Annotated in this window: 17 protein-coding genes; 4 read left to right on the forward strand and 13 right to left on the reverse strand. The window is 67.8% G+C overall.

The annotated features are described in order from the left end of the window. Nucleotides 1–4: 4 nt before the first annotated feature. From J8I33_RS24275 to J8I33_RS24300, 6 genes are all read right to left on the reverse strand, one after another. Nucleotides 5–1,042, reverse strand: a complete 1,038-nt coding sequence (locus J8I33_RS24275; RefSeq protein ID WP_050012336.1) for an ABC transporter permease — start codon at nt 1,040–1,042, stop codon at nt 5–7. A gap of 27 nt (nt 1,043–1,069) precedes the next feature. Next, entirely contained in the window at nt 1,070–2,608 is a 1,539-nt protein-coding gene (locus tag J8I33_RS24280; protein WP_209939243.1) for a sugar ABC transporter ATP-binding protein, read from the reverse strand. Between the two features lie 12 nt (nt 2,609–2,620). After that, nucleotides 2,621–3,397: an SDR family oxidoreductase gene (locus J8I33_RS24285; RefSeq protein ID WP_209939246.1), complete on the reverse strand. Its 777-nt coding sequence runs from the start codon at nt 3,395–3,397 to the stop codon at nt 2,621–2,623. 88 nt (nt 3,398–3,485) lie between these two features. Then, nucleotides 3,486–4,763 (reverse strand): L-fuconate dehydratase, encoded by a 1,278-nt coding sequence (locus tag J8I33_RS24290; protein WP_050012333.1) that lies wholly within the window; start codon nt 4,761–4,763, stop codon nt 3,486–3,488. A gap of 23 nt (nt 4,764–4,786) precedes the next feature. Next, the gene (locus J8I33_RS24295) at nt 4,787–5,629 is read right to left on the reverse strand and encodes an ureidoglycolate lyase (RefSeq protein ID WP_050012332.1); all 843 of its coding nucleotides are present in this window, start codon (nt 5,627–5,629) and stop codon (nt 4,787–4,789) included. A gap of 99 nt (nt 5,630–5,728) precedes the next feature. Beyond that, on the reverse strand, nt 5,729–6,493 hold the full coding sequence (locus J8I33_RS24300; protein WP_050012331.1) for an SDR family oxidoreductase: 765 nt from the start codon (nt 6,491–6,493) through the stop codon (nt 5,729–5,731). Nucleotides 6,494–7,159: 666 nt separating this feature from the next. Here J8I33_RS24300 and J8I33_RS24305 point away from each other — a divergent pair. The 3 genes from J8I33_RS24305 to J8I33_RS24315 all read left to right on the forward strand — a co-directional run bounded on the left by J8I33_RS24305 (nt 7,160) and on the right by J8I33_RS24315 (nt 9,121). Then, nucleotides 7,160–7,450, forward strand: a complete 291-nt coding sequence (locus J8I33_RS24305; protein ID WP_048243381.1) for a DUF3331 domain-containing protein — start codon at nt 7,160–7,162, stop codon at nt 7,448–7,450. A gap of 170 nt (nt 7,451–7,620) precedes the next feature. Continuing rightward, entirely contained in the window at nt 7,621–8,607 is a 987-nt protein-coding gene (locus J8I33_RS24310) for an oxidoreductase (protein WP_089489788.1), read from the forward strand. A gap of 214 nt (nt 8,608–8,821) precedes the next feature. Then, entirely contained in the window at nt 8,822–9,121 is a 300-nt protein-coding gene (locus J8I33_RS24315) for a DUF4148 domain-containing protein (RefSeq protein WP_050012329.1), read from the forward strand. A gap of 194 nt (nt 9,122–9,315) precedes the next feature. Here J8I33_RS24315 and J8I33_RS24320 read toward each other — a convergent pair whose 3' ends face one another. From J8I33_RS24320 to J8I33_RS24345, 6 genes are all read right to left on the reverse strand, one after another. After that, a complete protein-coding gene (locus J8I33_RS24320; RefSeq protein WP_124652925.1) occupies nt 9,316–10,512 on the reverse strand; it encodes a TauD/TfdA family dioxygenase in 1,197 nt (398 codons plus the stop codon). A gap of 23 nt (nt 10,513–10,535) precedes the next feature. After that, nucleotides 10,536–11,492, reverse strand: coding sequence for an alpha/beta hydrolase (locus tag J8I33_RS24325; protein ID WP_209939247.1), 957 nt, complete (start codon nt 11,490–11,492; stop codon nt 10,536–10,538). A gap of 57 nt (nt 11,493–11,549) precedes the next feature. Then, a complete protein-coding gene (locus J8I33_RS24330) occupies nt 11,550–12,038 on the reverse strand; it encodes a thioesterase family protein (protein ID WP_048243371.1) in 489 nt (162 codons plus the stop codon). Nucleotides 12,039–12,048: 10 nt separating this feature from the next. Then, nucleotides 12,049–13,014 carry an L-carnitine dehydrogenase gene (locus J8I33_RS24335; RefSeq protein ID WP_209939249.1) on the reverse strand — a complete coding sequence of 322 codons (966 nt, stop codon included), beginning with the start codon at nt 13,012–13,014 and terminating at the stop codon, nt 12,049–12,051. A 90-nt stretch (nt 13,015–13,104) separates the two neighbouring features. Then, entirely contained in the window at nt 13,105–14,034 is a 930-nt protein-coding gene (locus tag J8I33_RS24340; protein ID WP_050012324.1) for a 3-keto-5-aminohexanoate cleavage protein, read from the reverse strand. 61 nt (nt 14,035–14,095) lie between these two features. Continuing rightward, on the reverse strand, nt 14,096–15,049 hold the full coding sequence (locus J8I33_RS24345) for a choline ABC transporter substrate-binding protein (protein WP_069617412.1): 954 nt from the start codon (nt 15,047–15,049) through the stop codon (nt 14,096–14,098). A gap of 447 nt (nt 15,050–15,496) precedes the next feature. Between J8I33_RS24345 and J8I33_RS24350 the strand changes: the two genes are divergently transcribed. Next, nucleotides 15,497–15,655, forward strand: a complete 159-nt coding sequence (locus tag J8I33_RS24350) for a hypothetical protein (RefSeq protein WP_209939341.1) — start codon at nt 15,497–15,499, stop codon at nt 15,653–15,655. 35 nt (nt 15,656–15,690) lie between these two features. Here the strand turns inward: J8I33_RS24350 and J8I33_RS24355 are convergent, their stop codons facing one another. Next, on the reverse strand, nt 15,691–16,572 hold the full coding sequence (locus J8I33_RS24355) for a LysR family transcriptional regulator (protein ID WP_209939252.1): 882 nt from the start codon (nt 16,570–16,572) through the stop codon (nt 15,691–15,693). Between the last annotated feature and the right edge of the window lie 104 nt (nt 16,573–16,676).

Raw genomic sequence — 16,676 nt, forward strand, 5'->3', positions numbered from 1 at the left:
TGTGTCAACGGCGGCGCCGGCGCAGGATGTCCACGTAGACGGCGAGGATGATGATCACGCCCGTCACGACCGTCTGCCATTCCTGCGCGACCGACATGATGCGCAGGCCGTTGGTCAGCACGCTCATGATGAACGCGCCGATGATGGTGCCGACGATGCTGCCCGCGCCGCCCGACAGCGACGTGCCGCCGATCACGACGGCCGCGATCGCATCGAGCTCGTAGCCCTGCCCGAGCGCCGGTTGCGCCGAGTTCAGCCGCGACGCGATCAGCAGCCCGGCGATCCCGCACACCGCGCCGCTGAACGTGTAGACCGCGATCTTCCACGCATCGACGTTCACGCCGGATAGCCTGAGCGCCTCCTCGTTGCTGCCGAGCGCGAACGTGTAGCGGCCGAAGATCGTCCGGTTCAGCACGATCGACGCACCGATCGCCACGAGGAACAGGATCAGCACCGCGTTCGGAATCGGCAGCGCGGGAATCAGGTTGCCGATCAGCGAATCCTGCGCGATCGACGTGAAGCCCGGCGTGTCGTTGAAGTAGATCGGCCGCGTGCCCGAGATCACGAGCGACAGCCCCTTGAGCAGCATCATCATGCCGAGCGTCGCGATGAACGGCGGCACCTTCATCTTCGCGATCACGAAGCCCGACACGCAGCCGGACAGCGCACCGAAGCACAACGCGGCCAGGATGCCGAGCGGCAGCGGCATCCCCCATTTCGTCAGCACGACGCCGGCCATCACCGCGCAGAACGTCATCAGCGTGCCGACCGACAGATCGATGCCGGACGTGATGATCACGTACGTGCAGGCGACGGCCAGCACGCCGTTCACGGCAGTCGCCTGCAGGATCGACACGAGGTTGTCGACGTCGAGGAAGTTCGACGACGCGAAGCTGAAGAACGCGATCAGCAGCACGAGGCTCGCGAACGCGAGCAGCTTCTGCCGCGCGGCCGGGTTGAAGAAGCGCGCTTTCAGGCTCGATGCGGCCGCCGGCGTGTCGCCGGTGGCAAGGGGCGGAACGGGATGCGTATCGTTGGACATGATCATTAGGCGTCTGAATCGGGACAATCAGGACAACACGGTCGACTCGCGCTGCGTCGCGAGCTGCATGATCTTTTCCTGCGTGGCGTCGGCCGCGCGCAACTCGCCGGTCACGCGGCCTTCGCACATCACGAGAATCCGGTGGCTCATGCGCAGCACCTCGGGCAATTCCGACGAGATCATCACGATCGCCTTGCCCTCGGCGGCGAGCGCATCGAGCAGCTTGTAGATCTCGCTTTTCGCGCCGACGTCGATGCCGCGCGTCGGCTCGTCGAAGAACAGGATGTCGCAGTCGCGCAGCAGCCACTTCGCGATCACGATCTTCTGCTGGTTGCCGCCCGACAAGAGCCGCGCGGGCTGCGCGACCGACGGCGTGCGGATCGCGAGCTGGCGCACGTACGACTGCGCGGCGTCGCGCATCGCGCGCGCGTCGAGGAACAGGCCGCGGCGCACGAAGCGGCGCATGCTCGACAGCGCGATGTTGTTCTGCACGTCCATCCCGACCGCGAGCCCGAAGTGCTTGCGATCCTCGGACAGGTAGCCGATCCCGTATTTCACTGCGTCGGCCGGCGTGCGGATCGTCACGGCCCGGCCGTGCACGCGGATCTCGCCCGCATCGACCGGATCCGCGCCGAACACCGCGCGCGCGACCTCGGTGCGGCCCGCGCCCATCAGCCCGGCGAAGCCGAGGATCTCGCCGCGCCGCAGCGTGAAGCCGACGTCGCGGATCGCGCGGCCGCGCGACAGCCCGCGCACTTCGAGCGCAATCTCGTTCGCGGACGTATCGGGCGGCGTGCGGGTGTCCGCATCGAGCTGGCGGCCGACCATCATCGCGATGATCGTGTCCATCGACGTGCCCGCCATCGGCACGGTCGCGACGTACTTGCCGTCGCGCATCACGGTCACGCGATCGGCGATCTGGCGCAGCTCGTCCATCTTGTGCGAGATGTAGACGATGCCGACGCCGTGCGCGCGCAGGTCGCCGATGATGCGGAACAGCTCGGCGATCTCCGCGTTGTTCAGCGCGGCGGTCGGCTCGTCCATGATCAGCACGCGCGAGTCGAACGACAGCGCCTTCGCGATCTCGACCATCTGCTGCTTCGCGACCGTCAGCCGGCCCACGAGCGTGCGCGGGTCGAGATCGAGCCGCATCCGCTGGAAGATCGCGGCAGCGTCCCGATTCAGCCGGTCTTCGTCGACGAACACGCCGAAGCGGCCGCGCGGCTCGCGACCGATGAAGATGTTCTGCGCGACGCTCAGGTGGTTCATCAGGTTCAGCTCCTGATGGATGATGCCGATGCCGAGCGCCTGCGCGGCACGCGGGTCGACGATCTCCACCGGGCGGCCGTCCATCCGGATCTCGCCCGCGTCGCGCGGGTAGACGCCCGCGAGAATCTTCATCAGCGTCGACTTGCCGGCGCCGTTCTCGCCCATCAGCGCATGCACTTCGCCCGCACGCAGGTCGAAACGGCAATCGTCGAGCGCCTGCACGCCCGGAAAGCGCTTGCCGATGCCGGTCAGCGCGATCAACGGCGGCGCGGTGTTCGGGTTCAGGTCGGGTTGCATGGAACGCGGCCCTCAGCTGATCGCACGATCGAGATGCGTATAGCCGCCGTCGACGAACAGCCACTGGCCCGTCGTGTGCGATGCGCGATCCGACAGCAGGAACACGGTCGTATCGGCGATCTCGTCGGCCGTCGTGAAGCGCTGGCCGAGCGGCACCTTCCCGGCGATTTCCGCGACTTTCGCTTGCGGATCGTCGAAGCCGGCGATCCAGTTCTGGTAGAGCGGCGTCATCACCTCGGCGGGAATCACCGCGTTCACGCGCACGCCGTCGTTACAAAACGCGACCGCCCATTCGCGCGTCAGCGCGAGCTGCGCACCCTTCGACGCGCAATAGCCGCTCGTGTTGCCCTGTCCGGTCACGGCCGTCTTCGACGAGATGTTGACGATCGCGCCGCGCGTCGCCTTCAGGTGCGGCACGCAGTAATGCGCCATCACGTAGTAATGGATCAGGTTGCGTTCGAGCGACGCGACGAACGCGTCGCGCCCCGCGTCGAGCCCGATGCTGTCGTTGATGCCCGCGTTGTTGACGAGGCCGTCGATGCGGCCGAAGCGTGCGATGGTTTGCGCGACCGCGTCGCGGCACTGCGCGTCGTCCTGCAGTTCGACAGTGACGCACGCGGCGCGCGGCTGTTTCTGTGCAAGTGCACGCCAGAACGCATCGTCGGGCGCGTGGCGCGCGAATACCACGGGAATCGCGCCTTCGCCGGCCAGCCGCATCGAGATCGCGGCGCCGATGCCCGACGCGCCGCCGGTCACGATCACGACCTTGTCTTGCAGATTCAAATCCACTTCGCGTCTCCGTCGTTCATGTTGTCGCCGCGCACGATGCGCACCACGCACACCACGCAAATGGCGCGCCGTCGTGCGTTGCCGTGCGTCAGCCGCGGAACCGGTACTGCTCCAGCGATTCGGGCTTCATCTCGATCGAGAAGCCGGGCGCCGTCGGCGGCATGTACGCCGCGCCGCGCACCACGCACGGTTCGACGAAATGCTCGTGCAGGTGATCGACGTACTCGGTCACGCGCCCTTCCTTCGTGCCGGAAATGCACACGTAGTCGATCATCGACAGGTGCTGCACGTATTCGCACAGCCCGACGCCGCCCGCATGCGGGCACACCGGCAGCCCGTACTTCGCGGCCATCAGCATCACCGCGAGAATCTCGTTCACGCCGCCGAGCCGGCACGCATCGATCTGCACGACGTCGATCGCGCCGCGCGCGATGAACTGCTTGAACAGCACGCGGTTCTGGCACATCTCGCCGGTCGCGACCTGCACCGGCGCGATCGCCTCGCGGATCTTGCGATGCCCTTCGACGTCGTCGGGGCTCGTCGGCTCCTCGATGAACCACGGCCGCGCGAACGCGAGCGCGCGCACCCAGTCGATCGCCTCGTCGACTTCCCACACCTGGTTTGCGTCGATCATCAGCTTGCGGTCGGGGCCGATCACCTCGCGCGCGATCGTCACGCGGCGGATGTCGTCGGCGAGGTTCGCGCCGACTTTCAGCTTCACGTACTCGAAACCTGCTTCCACCGCCTCGCGGCACAGCCGGCGCAGCTTGTCGTCGCTGTAGCCGAGCCAGCCGGCCGACGTCGTGTAGCACGGGTAGCCGTCACGCTCCAGCGCGGCGATCCGCGCGGCCTTGCCGGGCGCCTGCCGGCGCAGCAGGTCGAGCGCTTCGTCCGGGCTCAGGCAGTCGGTCAGGTAGCGGAAGTCGATCGCCCGCACCAGCTCCTCCGGGCTCATGTCGGCAACGAGCCGCCACAGTGGCTTGCCGACGGCCTTCGCCCACAAATCCCACACCGCATTGACGACGGCGCCCGTCGCCAGGTGGATCGCGCCCTTGTCGGGGCCGATCCAGCGCAACTGGCTGTCCGACGTGACGTGCCGCCAGAAGCGGCCCATGTCCTCGCGGATCCAGTCGAGGTCGAGGCCGACGACGAGGTGGCGCATCGCGTCGATCGCCGCGCAGCAGATTTCGTTGCCGCGCCCGATGGTGAACGTGAGCCCGTGACCTGCGAGCCCGTCGCGATCGGTTTCGAGGATGACGTAGGCCGCCGAATAATCGGGGTCCGGATTCATCGCGTCGGAACCGTCGAGCTGGCGCGAGGTCGGAAAGCGCACGTCGAGGACGCGCATCGATCGAATGATAGGCATGACGAACCGTCCGTTGAAGGAAATCAGGCCTGCACGGTGCGCTGGCGCTGCTCGCCGAGCCCGTCGATGCCGAGCGTGATCACCTGTCCGGCGCGCAGGTAGACGGGCGGTTTCTGCCCGAGGCCGACGCCCGGCGGCGTGCCGGTCGAGATCACGTCGCCCGGCTGCAGGCTCATGAAGCGGCTCAGGTAGCTGATCAGGTGCGGCACGCGGAACACCATCGTCGCGGTCGTGCCGTTCTGGTAGCGGTGGCCGTCCACTTCCAGCCACAGTCGCAGCGCGTGCGGATCGGGCACTTCGTCGGCCGTCACGAGCCACGGGCCGATCGGGCCGAACGTGTCGTTGCCCTTGCCCTTGTCCCACGTACCGCCGCGTTCGAGCTGGTATTCGCGCTCCGACACGTCGTTCACCACGCAGTAGCCGGCGACGTGCGACAGCGCATCGGCTTCGTCGATATAGCGACCGCCCTGGCCGATCACCACGCCGAGCTCGACTTCCCAGTCGGTCTTTTCCGAGCCGCGCGGGATTTCGACGTCGTCGTTCGGGCCCGAGATCGCGCTCGTCCACTTGCCGAACACGACGGGCTCCTTCGGCACCTCCATCCCGGATTCGGCCGCGTGATCCGAATAATTGAGCCCGATGCAGATGAACTTGCCGACGCGGCCGACGCACGCGCCGAGCCGCGGCATGCCCTCGACGAGCGGCAGCGACGACGGCGGAATGTCGCGCAGCCGCGCGAGCGATGCAGGGGTCAGCGCGTCGCCGGCGATATCGTCGATCACGCCGGACAGGTCGCGAATCTGGCCGTGCGCATCGAGCAGGCCCGGCTTTTCATGGTGTTTGTCGCCAAATCTCAGCAGTTTCATAGCGTTGTCTGAATGGAATCGGAAGGTAAATAGGAAGGCGCGGCCAGTTCGACGCGGTCGGCTAGACGCGGGCGGCTAGACGCGGTCGGCTAGACGCGGTCAGTTTGACCAGCCGCCATCGATCAGGTGAATCGTGCCGGTGGTGAACGACGCTTCGTCGGACGCCAGATAGAGCGCGAGCGCGGCCACTTCGTCCGCGCTGCCGATGCGGCCGATCGGCTGGCGCGCGACGAACGCCTGGCGCACCTCGTCGGCGGACACGTGGCGCGTGCGCGCCTGGTCGGCGATCCGCTGCGCCAGCGACGGCGATTCGATCGTGCCCGGGCAGATCGCATTGCAGCGGATACCGCGCTCGACGAAATCGGCGGCCACCGACTTGGTCAGCCCGATCACGGCCGCCTTGGTCGTGCCGTACACGAAGCGGTTCGGCACGCCCTTCACGCTCGACGCGGCCGACGCCATGTTGACGATCGACGCGCCGCCGGCTTCGAGCATCGCGGGCAGCAGCGCGCGGATCAGCCGGTACATCGACGTGACGTTCAGGTTCAGCGAGAACGCCCACGCGTCTTCGTCGCACTCGAGGATCGAGCCGTGATGCACGTAGCCCGCGCAGTTGAACAGCACGTCGAACGCGCGTTCGCTCGCGGCGAGCGCGGCCACCTCGTTCGCGTCGGTCACGTCGAGCCGCCGCGTGGCCAGCCGGCCGCCCGCGCGCTCGGCGTCGGCTTCGAGCCGCACCAGTGCGGCTTCGTTGATGTCAGTCGCCAGCACGTCGGCGCCCTCGCTCGCGAACCGCAGCGCGGTCGCGCGGCCGATGCCCTGCCCGGCCGCCGTCACCAGCGCGCGTTTGCCCTGCAATCTCATGAGCTTCTCTCCGAAAAAGCCGGCCGCCAGTCGGCCGATTGGCACAAAGGACTAAAGGTCCAACCAATCATAGGAACGGATCGCGCGTTTGTCACGAAATTGGGATTCAGTATTTACCCGAGGCGGGTCAATCCGTGCGGCGCACGAGAGTGCGGCGCGCGACCGGCGTTGAAGTGTCGCCCCGCGATCCGCTCAAACCCAATGCCGACGGGCTTTCCAGCCGATTCTTCGGCAACGCTCGGCACGGCGGCCCGCGGCAAACTGACAAAAAAGTCATGTTCGCGTCAGGGTGCCAACGGGTGCCGCACGCCATCATGGTGTTGCCGGACCGCGCTTCCGGTACATCGCCCCCGCCCGCTCCGGATCCCGAGCGGGCACCTCCGTCCCCCGGCGATGTATCCCGTGACTGGGCGAGCAGACACGGTGTGCGGGCCGATTTTCCGCCCCGGGCTTCTTGTCCGGGGCTTTTTGTTTTTGGTTTTCCAAGAAAATAAGCGTCGATTGTTTCTAAATCGGCAAAAGGTAATTCGAGCCGGACAGGATGTTTTTTCCGGTCACAGACGCTTACATTTAGCGCACCACTCATGGAAACCCCTACGGATTCCCCCTTGGGTAGTGACACCCACTGCCATGGCCGAACCCGCACGGGCTTTAGGAAACGGCAAAATGAAGGCCTCCCAATCCCTGCCTGCGCTCGATCCCGCCGACGTCCACGTCGAAATCCTCGAACGTTCCGATACGCTACTCGTCGTCCGCTGGGTCGAACCCGGCCGCTGTCATTACGGCGAACAACGCTGGCGCCGCCGCTTCGCGCAACGCACCGGCACCTGCGCGCTGTCGCGCCAGGTCATCCACCGCGGCGACGAAGTGTTCCGCCCGGCCGAGCGCCCGGCCCCCGCGAACGCCGCCGCCATGATCTCCGCCGCCGAGGTGCTCGCGCTGGCCGGCGGCAGGTAACACCCGCCGGTCCTGCGCCGGGCTCGCGGCGCCACGGCCTGAGCCCCGAACCCCTAGAAGCGCCGGTCTAATTCCTCCGCTTGTCTGCTCCGTCCGCCCGCACTATCGTTACACCACTCAATGTAACGATTAAGTGCCGCGGCCGACCGGCCGCGCCGATGGAGGCAGACATGCATGCATGGAGCGCGCGCCACGTCCCGGCGCAAGGCGGCAAGGTCGCGGTCGTGACCGGCGCCAACAGCGGCCTCGGCTGGCATCTCGCGGAAACGCTGGCCGCGAAAGGCGCGACGGTCGTGATGGGCTGCCGCGACGGCGCACGCGGCGCGCAGGCCGCCAACGCGATCCGCCGGCTTCATCCTCATGCACGCGTCGAAGTCGATCCGCTCGACCTCGCCGATCTCGCATCGATTGCACGCTTCGCGGCCGACGTCGGCGAACGCCACGGCCGCGTCGACATCCTCTGCAACAACGCCGGCGTGATGTTCCTGCCGCTGCGGCACACGCGCGACGGCTTCGAGATGCAGTTCGGCACCAACCACCTCGGCCATTTCGCGCTGACCGGCCATCTGCTGCCGGCGCTGCGCGCCGCGCACCGGGCGCGCGTCGTCACGATGTCGAGCGGCTTCAACCGCGGTGGCCGGATTCGCGTGGACGACCTGCGCGCCGCGCAGCGCTACAACCGTTATCTCGCCTATTGCGACAGCAAGCTCGCGAACCTCGTGTTCGCGATCGAGTTGCAGCGCCGCTTCGCGCGCGCGGCATTCGCGGGCATCAGCGTCGCCGCGCATCCCGGCTATGCGGCGACCAACCTGCAGTTCGCGGGCCCGGCGATGGACCGCTCGCCCGCCCGCGCCGCGTTGATGCGCGCCGCGAACCGTTATCTCGCGCAACCGGCCGACCAGGGCGCGCTGCCGGCGATTCATGCGGCCACGTCGCCCGATCTGGCCGGCGGCGCGTACATCGGCCCGTCCGGCTGGTTCGAATCGCGCGGGCTGCCGGCGCCGGCGAGCGTGCCGCGCGCGGCGCGCAGCGTGGCGGCGGCGGCGCTGCTGTGGGAAGCATCGGAAGCCGCGACCGGCGTGCGCTTCCTCAGCGCCGGGGCACCCGCCGGCCGCTCGCCGGGTCGGCCGCTCGATACGGCGGCCGAAGCGCGCTGAGTCGTGCGCCGGCGATCGCAACATTCCTCAGACTTATTACGCTGACCGAAAAGAAAGCCCGTTGAAAGACTGATGCGCCGCCGCACTGTTACCGGCCAGGAAACAATTTATCGTCAAAATCAGCGTTTACCCTGAACCCGCTGGTGACTAAGATTGGATCAATCGCTCAAGACATGGTGTCGGGAGCGAACCCAATAAAACACCGGAGGTCACCATGAAATCGCTCGTTTCCGCAGTCGTTGCCGCTGCCGCCCTGTCCGCTTCGTTCGGCGCATTCGCTCAAAGCACCGTGACGCGCGCTCAAGTGCGCAACGAACTGGTCCAACTCGAACAAGCCGGCTACAAGCCGGGCGTGTCGAGCCCGTACTACCCGAACGACATCCAGAGCGCCGAAGCGCGCGTTCATGGCGCCGACACCAGCGGCTACGGCGCACAACCGGCTCCGCTCGTCCATTCGGGCGCGCCGGCAGCCGCTTCGTCGAACGCACGCGACTCGATCTTCTTCGGCCAGTAAGCCGATGCGCCCCCGGCGGGCGCCGCGCGTCGCGCGATGAAGTCACGCAGTCCGGACGAGCCCCCTTCGCGGGGCTCGTCTGTTTTGTGAAACGCATACCTCCGCCGCCCGGCAGCGGGTGGCTTCGCCCGGACGCCTGGCGTCCGGGTGCTTTTTCCCCAAGAGGTCGTGCGTGAAGACGCCGTGTGTGTCGATCAGCGCGCAGCGTCGGCCGGCACCGCCCGCGACAACACGCGCCACCGCGACAGCAATTCGTCGCGATCGACGTAACAGCCCTGCAAATGCCGGCGGCCCGTCGACGGATCGAACTCGGTGCGCGCATGCAGCACGCGCCGGTTGTCGAACGCCCACATGTCGCCGGCCCGCAGCCGGCGCTGCACGCGAAAGCGCGGCTCGCGCGCCAACGCGAGGAACCGCCGGTACGCGCGATAGACGGCCGCGACCGAGCCGGCCGGCGCATCGAGCGGCCCGCGCAGGAAGTTCGCGACGCGCACTTCCGTCACGTTGCCGCGCGCATCGCGCCCGATCACCGGCGCCGAACAGCGGTAGTCGCTGTTCGCGCTCTTGTTCCAGAACTCGAACGGCGTCGATGCGAGCTGCTCGAAATCGTCCGGATGTTCGCGCCGCAGCGCGTCCGCGAGCGCGAAGCCGTCGAGGAAGATGCTGTCGCCGCCCGTCGCGTCGTTCGCGAGGCAATGCAGGAATTGCACGCCCGGCTGCAATTCGCGCGTCGGCAGGTCGGTGTGCGGCGGAAGATTCAGCGACGTATACGCATTGCTGTCCGGGCGCGGCTTCGATTCGACGTCGAACAGCACGCCGAAATTGCTTTCGCGGATCAGGCCGACGCGGCGCGCGACCTCGTCGACGCGGCCCCGCTCGGCCGGCACGCCTTCGACGAGCGTCAGCCCCGTGCGCTGCAATGCGCCGAGCCATGCGAGCAACGCGTGATCGTCCTCCATCACGTCGCGCCACGCGAACACGCCGATCGCCGTCGCATCGTCGCCGGTCCATATGTGCCGCCCGTGCGCGGCCACGCGCTCCGCGCGCGACGCGTCGTCATATGCATGCGCACGCAACCAGCCCGGCGACCACGCGCTGCGGTGTCCGTCGTTCCATTCGACATGCAGCGCGCCGTCGGTTTCGACGTGCACGGTAAGCGCGGACAGATCCGCGCGCGCATCGGCGATCTCGAAGACCTGTTCGCGCGTGATCGCATGCACGCACGCGGAACACGCGCAATTGTCGCGCAGCCAGTCGAAATGGAACGGCGATCGTCGCGCGTCGCTCCATTCGACGTCCACCCTGCCGTCGCCAATCGTCGCCGCCGCGATCGCCGCGTCGGCCGAAAATGTCCGCCAGTCCTCGATACGGTGTTGCGCTGCCGCCTGCATCGTTGCCTCCCGGAAAACGCCCGCTACGCGTGTGGTGCGAGCAAGAACCTGCCGACCATCCGGTGCATCCGTGCGGCCTGCGGGCTCGTCCCGAGCGCGCGCCAGCAGCCGTGCACCAGCCCCTCTCCCATCCAGTAGTTCGCGACGCCGCCCGCCGCGCGAACCCGTTCGACGTACACGCGCGCATCGTCGCGCAGCGGATCGTGCTCCGCGCCGATCGCGAGCACCGGCGGCAAGCCGTCGAACCGCCCGGCTTCGAGCGGCACCGACGCGCGCAGCAACGGGTTGCCGTTTCGCAGCACATTGGACAAATCACCGCCCCAGTACAGCGCGCGATAGCGATGCACGTCGTCGAGCGTCAGCATCGGCGCGTGCGCTTCTGTTTCGCGCGCGGGCGACTGCGGTTCGAAACCGAGCATCGGATAAACGAGCGCGATGCCGTCCACGCTGCCTTCGCCCGCATCGCGCAGCGCGGTCGCCACCGCCGCCGCGAGCATCCCGCCCGCGCTGTCGCCCGCGAGCGTCAACGGATGCACGCACGGCCCGAACGACCAGCGTGCATCGCGCGCGGCACGCGTGACTGCCACGCAATCCTCGAGCGCGGCCGGCGCGCGGTGTTCGGGCGCGAGGCGATAGTCGACGGCAATCACGTCGAGGCCCGTATCGGCCGCCAGTTGCGCGGTGATCAGCGCATGGCTGCCGAGCGAGCCGACGACGAAACCGCCGCCATGAAAAAACAGCACCGTGCCGAGCGGCGTGCCGTGCGCGGACGTATAGCGCCGCAGCGCGATCGCGCGGCCGTCCGGCGCGCGCCACACGGCGTCCTGCTGCACGATGCCGGCCGGCAGCGCGGCCGGCGTCCATTCGGCCGCGAAGCGGTCGTACAGGCGGCGCTGCTCGTCGGGCGAACGCGCCGCCGCATCGGCCGGATACCACGCGTCGACGGCCGCAACGAACGCCGCGATTTCCGGTTCGAGCATCGTGTGCGCTCCGCGGTCGAAGATCGAAGGTAGAAGATCGTGAAATGAAGCGCGCCGCTAGCGGCGCGGCGGCAGCCCGATCACGCGGCCCGCATAAGCCGGCGCCGCGCAATCGCGCTGCAACGCATGCAGTTCGGCCACGCGCGCGGCCACGTCGTCGTCGAACGGCGCCGATTTCGCGCCGTCGCGCGTATCGACGTGCAGCAGCATCTGCTCGCTCGCCGAGACCGCGTCGTCATGCCCGTCGGCGAACAGTTCGAGATACAGGTGCAGCCGCTTCGCGTCGTGCGCGAGCACGCGCGCATCGACGCGCACCGGCGTGCCTTCCTTGATCTCGTGCAGGTAGTTCACGTGCGCTTCGAGCGTGTAGACCGAGCGCCCCCGTTCGCGACGCGCGGCGTCGTCGAGGCCGATGCGATCCAGCAACGCATCGGTCGCGAAGCTGAAGATCAGCAGGTAGAACGCATCGCGCAGGTGGCCGTTGTAGTCGACCCATTCGGGCCGCACCACGTCGCGGTAAATCGTCAGCGGGGTATCGCCCGTCATCGCCTGTCCTTTATTCGTCGAATCGCATCCCGTGCCGCGCCTTCACCGCGGCGATCGATTTCAGCACCTCGGTGATGCACTCGTCGCGATAGCGTTCGAGCTCCTTGATGCTGCGCGTGCCCTGCTGTTCGGTCGTGCCTTCGACGACGCGGTCGATCAGTGCGTCGGTCAGCGTCGGCGCGACCAGCTTCGTCCACGGCAGTTCGAGCGCCGGGCCGAATTGCTGCATGAAGTGTCGCATGCCCGCATCGCCGCCGGCCAGCGTGTAGGTCAGGAACGTGCCCATGAACGACCAGCGGATGCCCGCGCCGAAGCGGATCGCATCGTCGATCTCGCCGGTCGTCGCGACGCCTTCGTTGACGAGATGCAGCGCCTCGCGCCACAGCGCTTCGAGCAGACGGTCCGCGATGAAGCCCGGCACTTCCTTGCGCACGTGCAGCGGCCGCATGCCGAGCCTGCGATAGACCTCCATCGCGCCTTCGACCGCTTCCGGCGACGTGCGCGCGCCGCCGAGCACCTCGACGAGCGGCAGCAGGTAGACGGGATTGAACGGGTGGCCGACCACGCAGCGCTCCGGATGCGTGGCCCGCGCGTAGAAATCGGTCGGCAGCAGGCCCGACGTCGACGACGCGATGATCGCGTCGGGCTTCGCCGCGCGGCTGATCTGTTCGTGCAGTTCGAGTTTCAGCGCCTCGCGCTCGGGCGCGCTTTCCTGGATGAAATCCGCATCGGCGACGCATGCTTCGATCGTCGACACGAACCGCAAGCGCGCCGGATCGGCGCCAGGCGCGAGGCCGACGCGTTCGAGCGCGGGCCATGCGTTCGCGACGCTCGCACGCAGCCGCGCTTCGGCGCCCGGCGCCGGGTCCCACACGACCACGTCGAGACCGTGCGCGAGCGCGCGGGCAATCCATCCGCTGCCGATCACGCCGGTGCCGATCGCGGCAAACGTGTTGATGTCGGTCTTCACAGCCATGTCAACGCATCCTTCAATTCAGGGGAAATCGGTGGGCGGTCTCGCGTGCGCGCAGGCCACCCTGTCATGTCAGTCAGTCGGTGAAAAAACTCACGCGAATTCGGCGAGCGCGCGACGTTCGAGCGGACGTTCGCCGCGCGCCGGCAGGCCGAGCTTGCGGCGGCCTTCGGCCGGCGTCAGCACGCGGCCGCCGAGCCGTTCGACGATCTCGCGGGCGCGCTCGACGAGCGTGCCGTTGGTCGCATGCACGCCGCGGTCGAGCCAGATGTTGTCCTCGAGGCCGACGCGCACGTGCCCGCCGAGCAGCATCGCCTGCGCGACCATCGGCATCTGCATGCGGCCGATCCCGAAGCCGGCCCAGTGCGCGCCCGGCGGCAGGTTGTCGACCATCGCCTTCATCGTGCCCGTATCGGCCGGCGCGCCCCACGGAATGCCGAGGCACAGCTGGAACAGCGGCGGATCGTCGAGCAGCCCTTCCTTCAGCAACTGCTTCGCGAACCACAGATGGCCCGTATCGAAGATCTCCAGCTCCGGCTTCACGCCGAGTTCCTGGATGCGTTTCGCGCCGGCGCGCAACTGCGCGGGCGTCGACACGTAGATGTAGTCGCCGTCGCCGAAATTCAGCGTGCCGCAGTCGAGCGTGCAGATCTCGGGCAACAGCTCCTCGACGTGCGCGAGGCGCGTGAGGCCGCCGACGAGGTCGGTGCCCTTGCCGAAGCGCATCGGGTCCTCGCCCGGGCCGATCTCGAGATCGCCGCCCATGCCGGCCGTGAGGTTGATGATCACGTCGACGTCGGCCGAGCGGATGCGGTCGACCACTTCGCGATACAGGTTCGGGTCGCGGCTGCCGCGCCCCGTCTGCGGATCGCGCACGTGGCAGTGGGCGACCGTCGCGCCGGCCTTCGCGGCTTCGATCGCGGCGGCCGCGATCTCCTTCGGCGTGACCGGAATCGCCGGATGCTTGCCGACCGTATCGCCCGCGCCGGTGACCGCGCAGGTGATGATGACTTCGTGATTCATGATGGGTGCCTCGCTTGATTCGGGTTGTGTCGCATTGCTAATGGCATAGGGGCGCGGGCCGTTACAGCCCGAGATACGCCTTCACCGCAGGCAGGCCGTCCTTGCCGTCGAACGTCTTGACGCCCGCGAGCCACGGATCGAGCACCTGCGGGTTCTTCTTCAGGTACGCCTTCGCGGCATCGGCCGGCTTGGTCTTGTTCATCACCGTCTGCATCAGCTGGTTCTCGAGCTGCGTCGAGAAGCGCAGGTTCGTCACGAGCTTGCCCGCGTTCGGGCAGCGCGCGATGAAGTCGGGCGCGGTGAGCGTGTACACGCGCGCTTCGCCGTAGTTCGGGCCAAACGCCGCGTCGCCGCCGGACAGGTAGTTCATGCTGAGCTGGATGTTCATCGGATGCGGCTCCCAGCCGAGGAACACGACCCACTTCTTCTCGCGGGCCGCGCGCTCGACCGTCACCAGCATCCCGGCCTCGCTCGATTCGACGAGCTTGAAGCCGCCCAGCCCGTACTGGTTCGTGTCGATCATTTTCTGGATCGTCGCGTTCGCGCTGCTGCCCGGCTCGATCCCGTAGATCTTGCCGTCAAGCTCCGCACGGTGTTTCGCGATGTCGTCGAAGGTCTTCAGGCCGGCCTGGTACGCGTAGCTCGGCACCGCGAGCGTCGCCTTCGCACCGGACAGGTTCGGCGGCTCGACCACGTTGATCGACTTGCTGTCGAGGAACGGTTGCAGCTGCTTCTGCTGCACGGGCCACCAGTAGCCGAGCGACACGTCGAGCTGCTTGCTCTTGAGACCGGCGAACGAGATTGGCACCGACGCGATCGTCGTGGTCGGCTTGTAGCCGAGCGCCTCGAACACGGTCGACGCGAGCGCCGTGGTCGACGTGATGTCGGTCCAGCCGATATCCGCGAAACGCACGGTGCGGCAGGTCGCGGCCTCCGTCTCGGCCAGCGCGGCTTGCGTGAACGCGCCGGTCGCCAGCACGGCCGCGGCGAGCGCGGCGATCTTCGTCGACTTCATGGTTCGATTCCTCCCGATTGGTCTCGCGGCAGCCGGCGCGCGGAGTGTGCGCCGGCCTGCATCGTGGGAGTAAAAGTAACGAGCCATATTCGCCACGAGAAGACCGGCGGCGACCTGTTCTTGCCTGTTTGCGACTATGAGTGGAAACCACTATGTTTCGTCTGAGGCTTGACGGACGGGGGTTTCGGGTTTCTCCGGGGAGCGCCGGGATTGCCCGGATGCGGCGCGCACCTTTCGATTCCGCCATGGCCTTGCTGACGGATTTCCGACAGGTCGCCGGAGGCCGTGGGCCGGCCCTATGCTGGGAGTCGCCGAGCGATCGCGCGCGGCCTGCCCGTTGCCGTGCCGACTCGTATCGTCCGGCCGTTGCGCGTCGCTCGAACGGATGCGGACGGACACGGCCGGCCGTCGCGATGTCCGTCTCCGGTCTTTCCGCCAAGGAACACCATGATGCTTGCCGCTTTCTTCGTCGTCGCCCTCGTCGTGCCCATGCGCCGCCGCGTGATGCGCAGCGCCGATGCGAAACTTCGTGCGCAATTCGATGCGGAAGGCCCGCGCGGAGACGCGTCGCGCCGGTTGATGCACGATGCGGGGTACCGCGTCTGAATATCGACGTCGGGCCCGGTGGCGATGCGGCGCGTTCAGCCCGCCGTCACCACCCGGACGAACGCGTCCGCGAGCACCGTCGGCTCGATCGGCAACACCAGCGCGCACACCGATCTCGCATCCTCGTCCGAAATCGGCACGAACACGACGCCGTCGATCCCGATGCTCGCCATCCGCGCCGGCACGATCGCCACGCCGTGGCCGGCCGCGACGAGATTCAGCATCGACGTCTTCGGCGACACGATCCGCGCGACCGACGGCACGAAGCCGCGCTTCAGGCACAGATCGATCACGACGCGCGCGAGGCCGCCCCGCTCCCGATACACGGCCGAGACGAACGGCTCGCGCCGCAACCGCGCGATCGCGACGCGCTTGCGGTGCGCGAGCGGATGATCGGCCGGCACCGCCACGCACAGGCGTTCGGCCGCCAGCTCGACGAAACGCACGCGTGCATCGCGCCGCAGCACCGGCAACCGGACGATCCCGACATCGGCCTGGCCGTTCGCGATGTCCGTCACCTGATCCTCGGACGACGCGCGGTCGAGATCGATGCGCGCGCCCGGACAATCGCGCATGAAGCGGTCGAGATCCGGCATCAGGCTGCTGACGGGCACGGTACTGGAATGCAGCAGCCGCAGCACGCCGGCCTCCCCGCGCGAGAACTGCGCGCCTTCGTCGGCGGCCGCCGTCAGCGTGGCGGGGATCGACGCCACGCGTTCGCGGTAGAGCGCGCCGGCCGGCGTGAGCCGCACGCCTCTCGGTTCGCGGTCGAACAGCAGGAACCCGAGTTCGTCCTCGAGCTGGCCGATCTGCCGGCTGAGCGCCGACTGCGCGACATGGAGCGCACCCGCGGCCGGCGTGAAGCCGCCGAGGTCCGCCACGGTCAGGAAATACTGGATTTGCCGGAGTGATGGCATGCCGAAACGAGATGGATGAGCGCCAGATTCGATATTTGTGTTATACCGGCGCGCTGCGCAGAATGAAAGCCTTCCGTGCCCGCACCACCGTGGCGGCCACGCTT

This window comes from Burkholderia sp. AcTa6-5 (genome assembly GCF_017815075.1).
Classification (GTDB): Bacteria; Pseudomonadota; Gammaproteobacteria; order Burkholderiales; family Burkholderiaceae; genus Burkholderia; species Burkholderia sola.

Excerpts from the sequence above, each read along its gene's own strand:
- J8I33_RS24340 (WP_050012324.1), bottom strand. The coding sequence starts at position 14,034 with ATGAATCACGAAGTCATCATCACCTGCGCGGTCACCGGCGCGGGCGAT.
- J8I33_RS24320 (WP_124652925.1), bottom strand. The coding sequence starts at position 10,512 with ATGCAGGCGGCAGCGCAACACCGTATCGAGGACTGGCGGACATTTTCG.
- J8I33_RS24355 (WP_209939252.1), bottom strand. The coding sequence starts at position 16,572 with ATGCCATCACTCCGGCAAATCCAGTATTTCCTGACCGTGGCGGACCTC.
- J8I33_RS24295 (WP_050012332.1), bottom strand. The coding sequence starts at position 5,629 with ATGAAACTGCTGAGATTTGGCGACAAACACCATGAAAAGCCGGGCCTG.
- J8I33_RS24325 (WP_209939247.1), bottom strand. The coding sequence starts at position 11,492 with ATGCTCGAACCGGAAATCGCGGCGTTCGTTGCGGCCGTCGACGCGTGG.
- J8I33_RS24310 (WP_089489788.1), top strand. The coding sequence starts at position 7,621 with ATGCATGCATGGAGCGCGCGCCACGTCCCGGCGCAAGGCGGCAAGGTC.
- J8I33_RS24350 (WP_209939341.1), top strand. The coding sequence starts at position 15,497 with ATGATGCTTGCCGCTTTCTTCGTCGTCGCCCTCGTCGTGCCCATGCGC.
- J8I33_RS24345 (WP_069617412.1), bottom strand. The coding sequence starts at position 15,049 with ATGAAGTCGACGAAGATCGCCGCGCTCGCCGCGGCCGTGCTGGCGACC.
- J8I33_RS24280 (WP_209939243.1), bottom strand. The coding sequence starts at position 2,608 with ATGCAACCCGACCTGAACCCGAACACCGCGCCGCCGTTGATCGCGCTG.
- J8I33_RS24315 (WP_050012329.1), top strand. The coding sequence starts at position 8,822 with ATGAAATCGCTCGTTTCCGCAGTCGTTGCCGCTGCCGCCCTGTCCGCT.
- J8I33_RS24290 (WP_050012333.1), bottom strand. The coding sequence starts at position 4,763 with ATGCCTATCATTCGATCGATGCGCGTCCTCGACGTGCGCTTTCCGACC.
- J8I33_RS24330 (WP_048243371.1), bottom strand. The coding sequence starts at position 12,038 with ATGACGGGCGATACCCCGCTGACGATTTACCGCGACGTGGTGCGGCCC.
- J8I33_RS24305 (WP_048243381.1), top strand. The coding sequence starts at position 7,160 with ATGAAGGCCTCCCAATCCCTGCCTGCGCTCGATCCCGCCGACGTCCAC.
- J8I33_RS24335 (WP_209939249.1), bottom strand. The coding sequence starts at position 13,014 with ATGGCTGTGAAGACCGACATCAACACGTTTGCCGCGATCGGCACCGGC.
- J8I33_RS24300 (WP_050012331.1), bottom strand. The coding sequence starts at position 6,493 with ATGAGATTGCAGGGCAAACGCGCGCTGGTGACGGCGGCCGGGCAGGGC.
- J8I33_RS24275 (WP_050012336.1), bottom strand. The coding sequence starts at position 1,042 with ATGTCCAACGATACGCATCCCGTTCCGCCCCTTGCCACCGGCGACACG.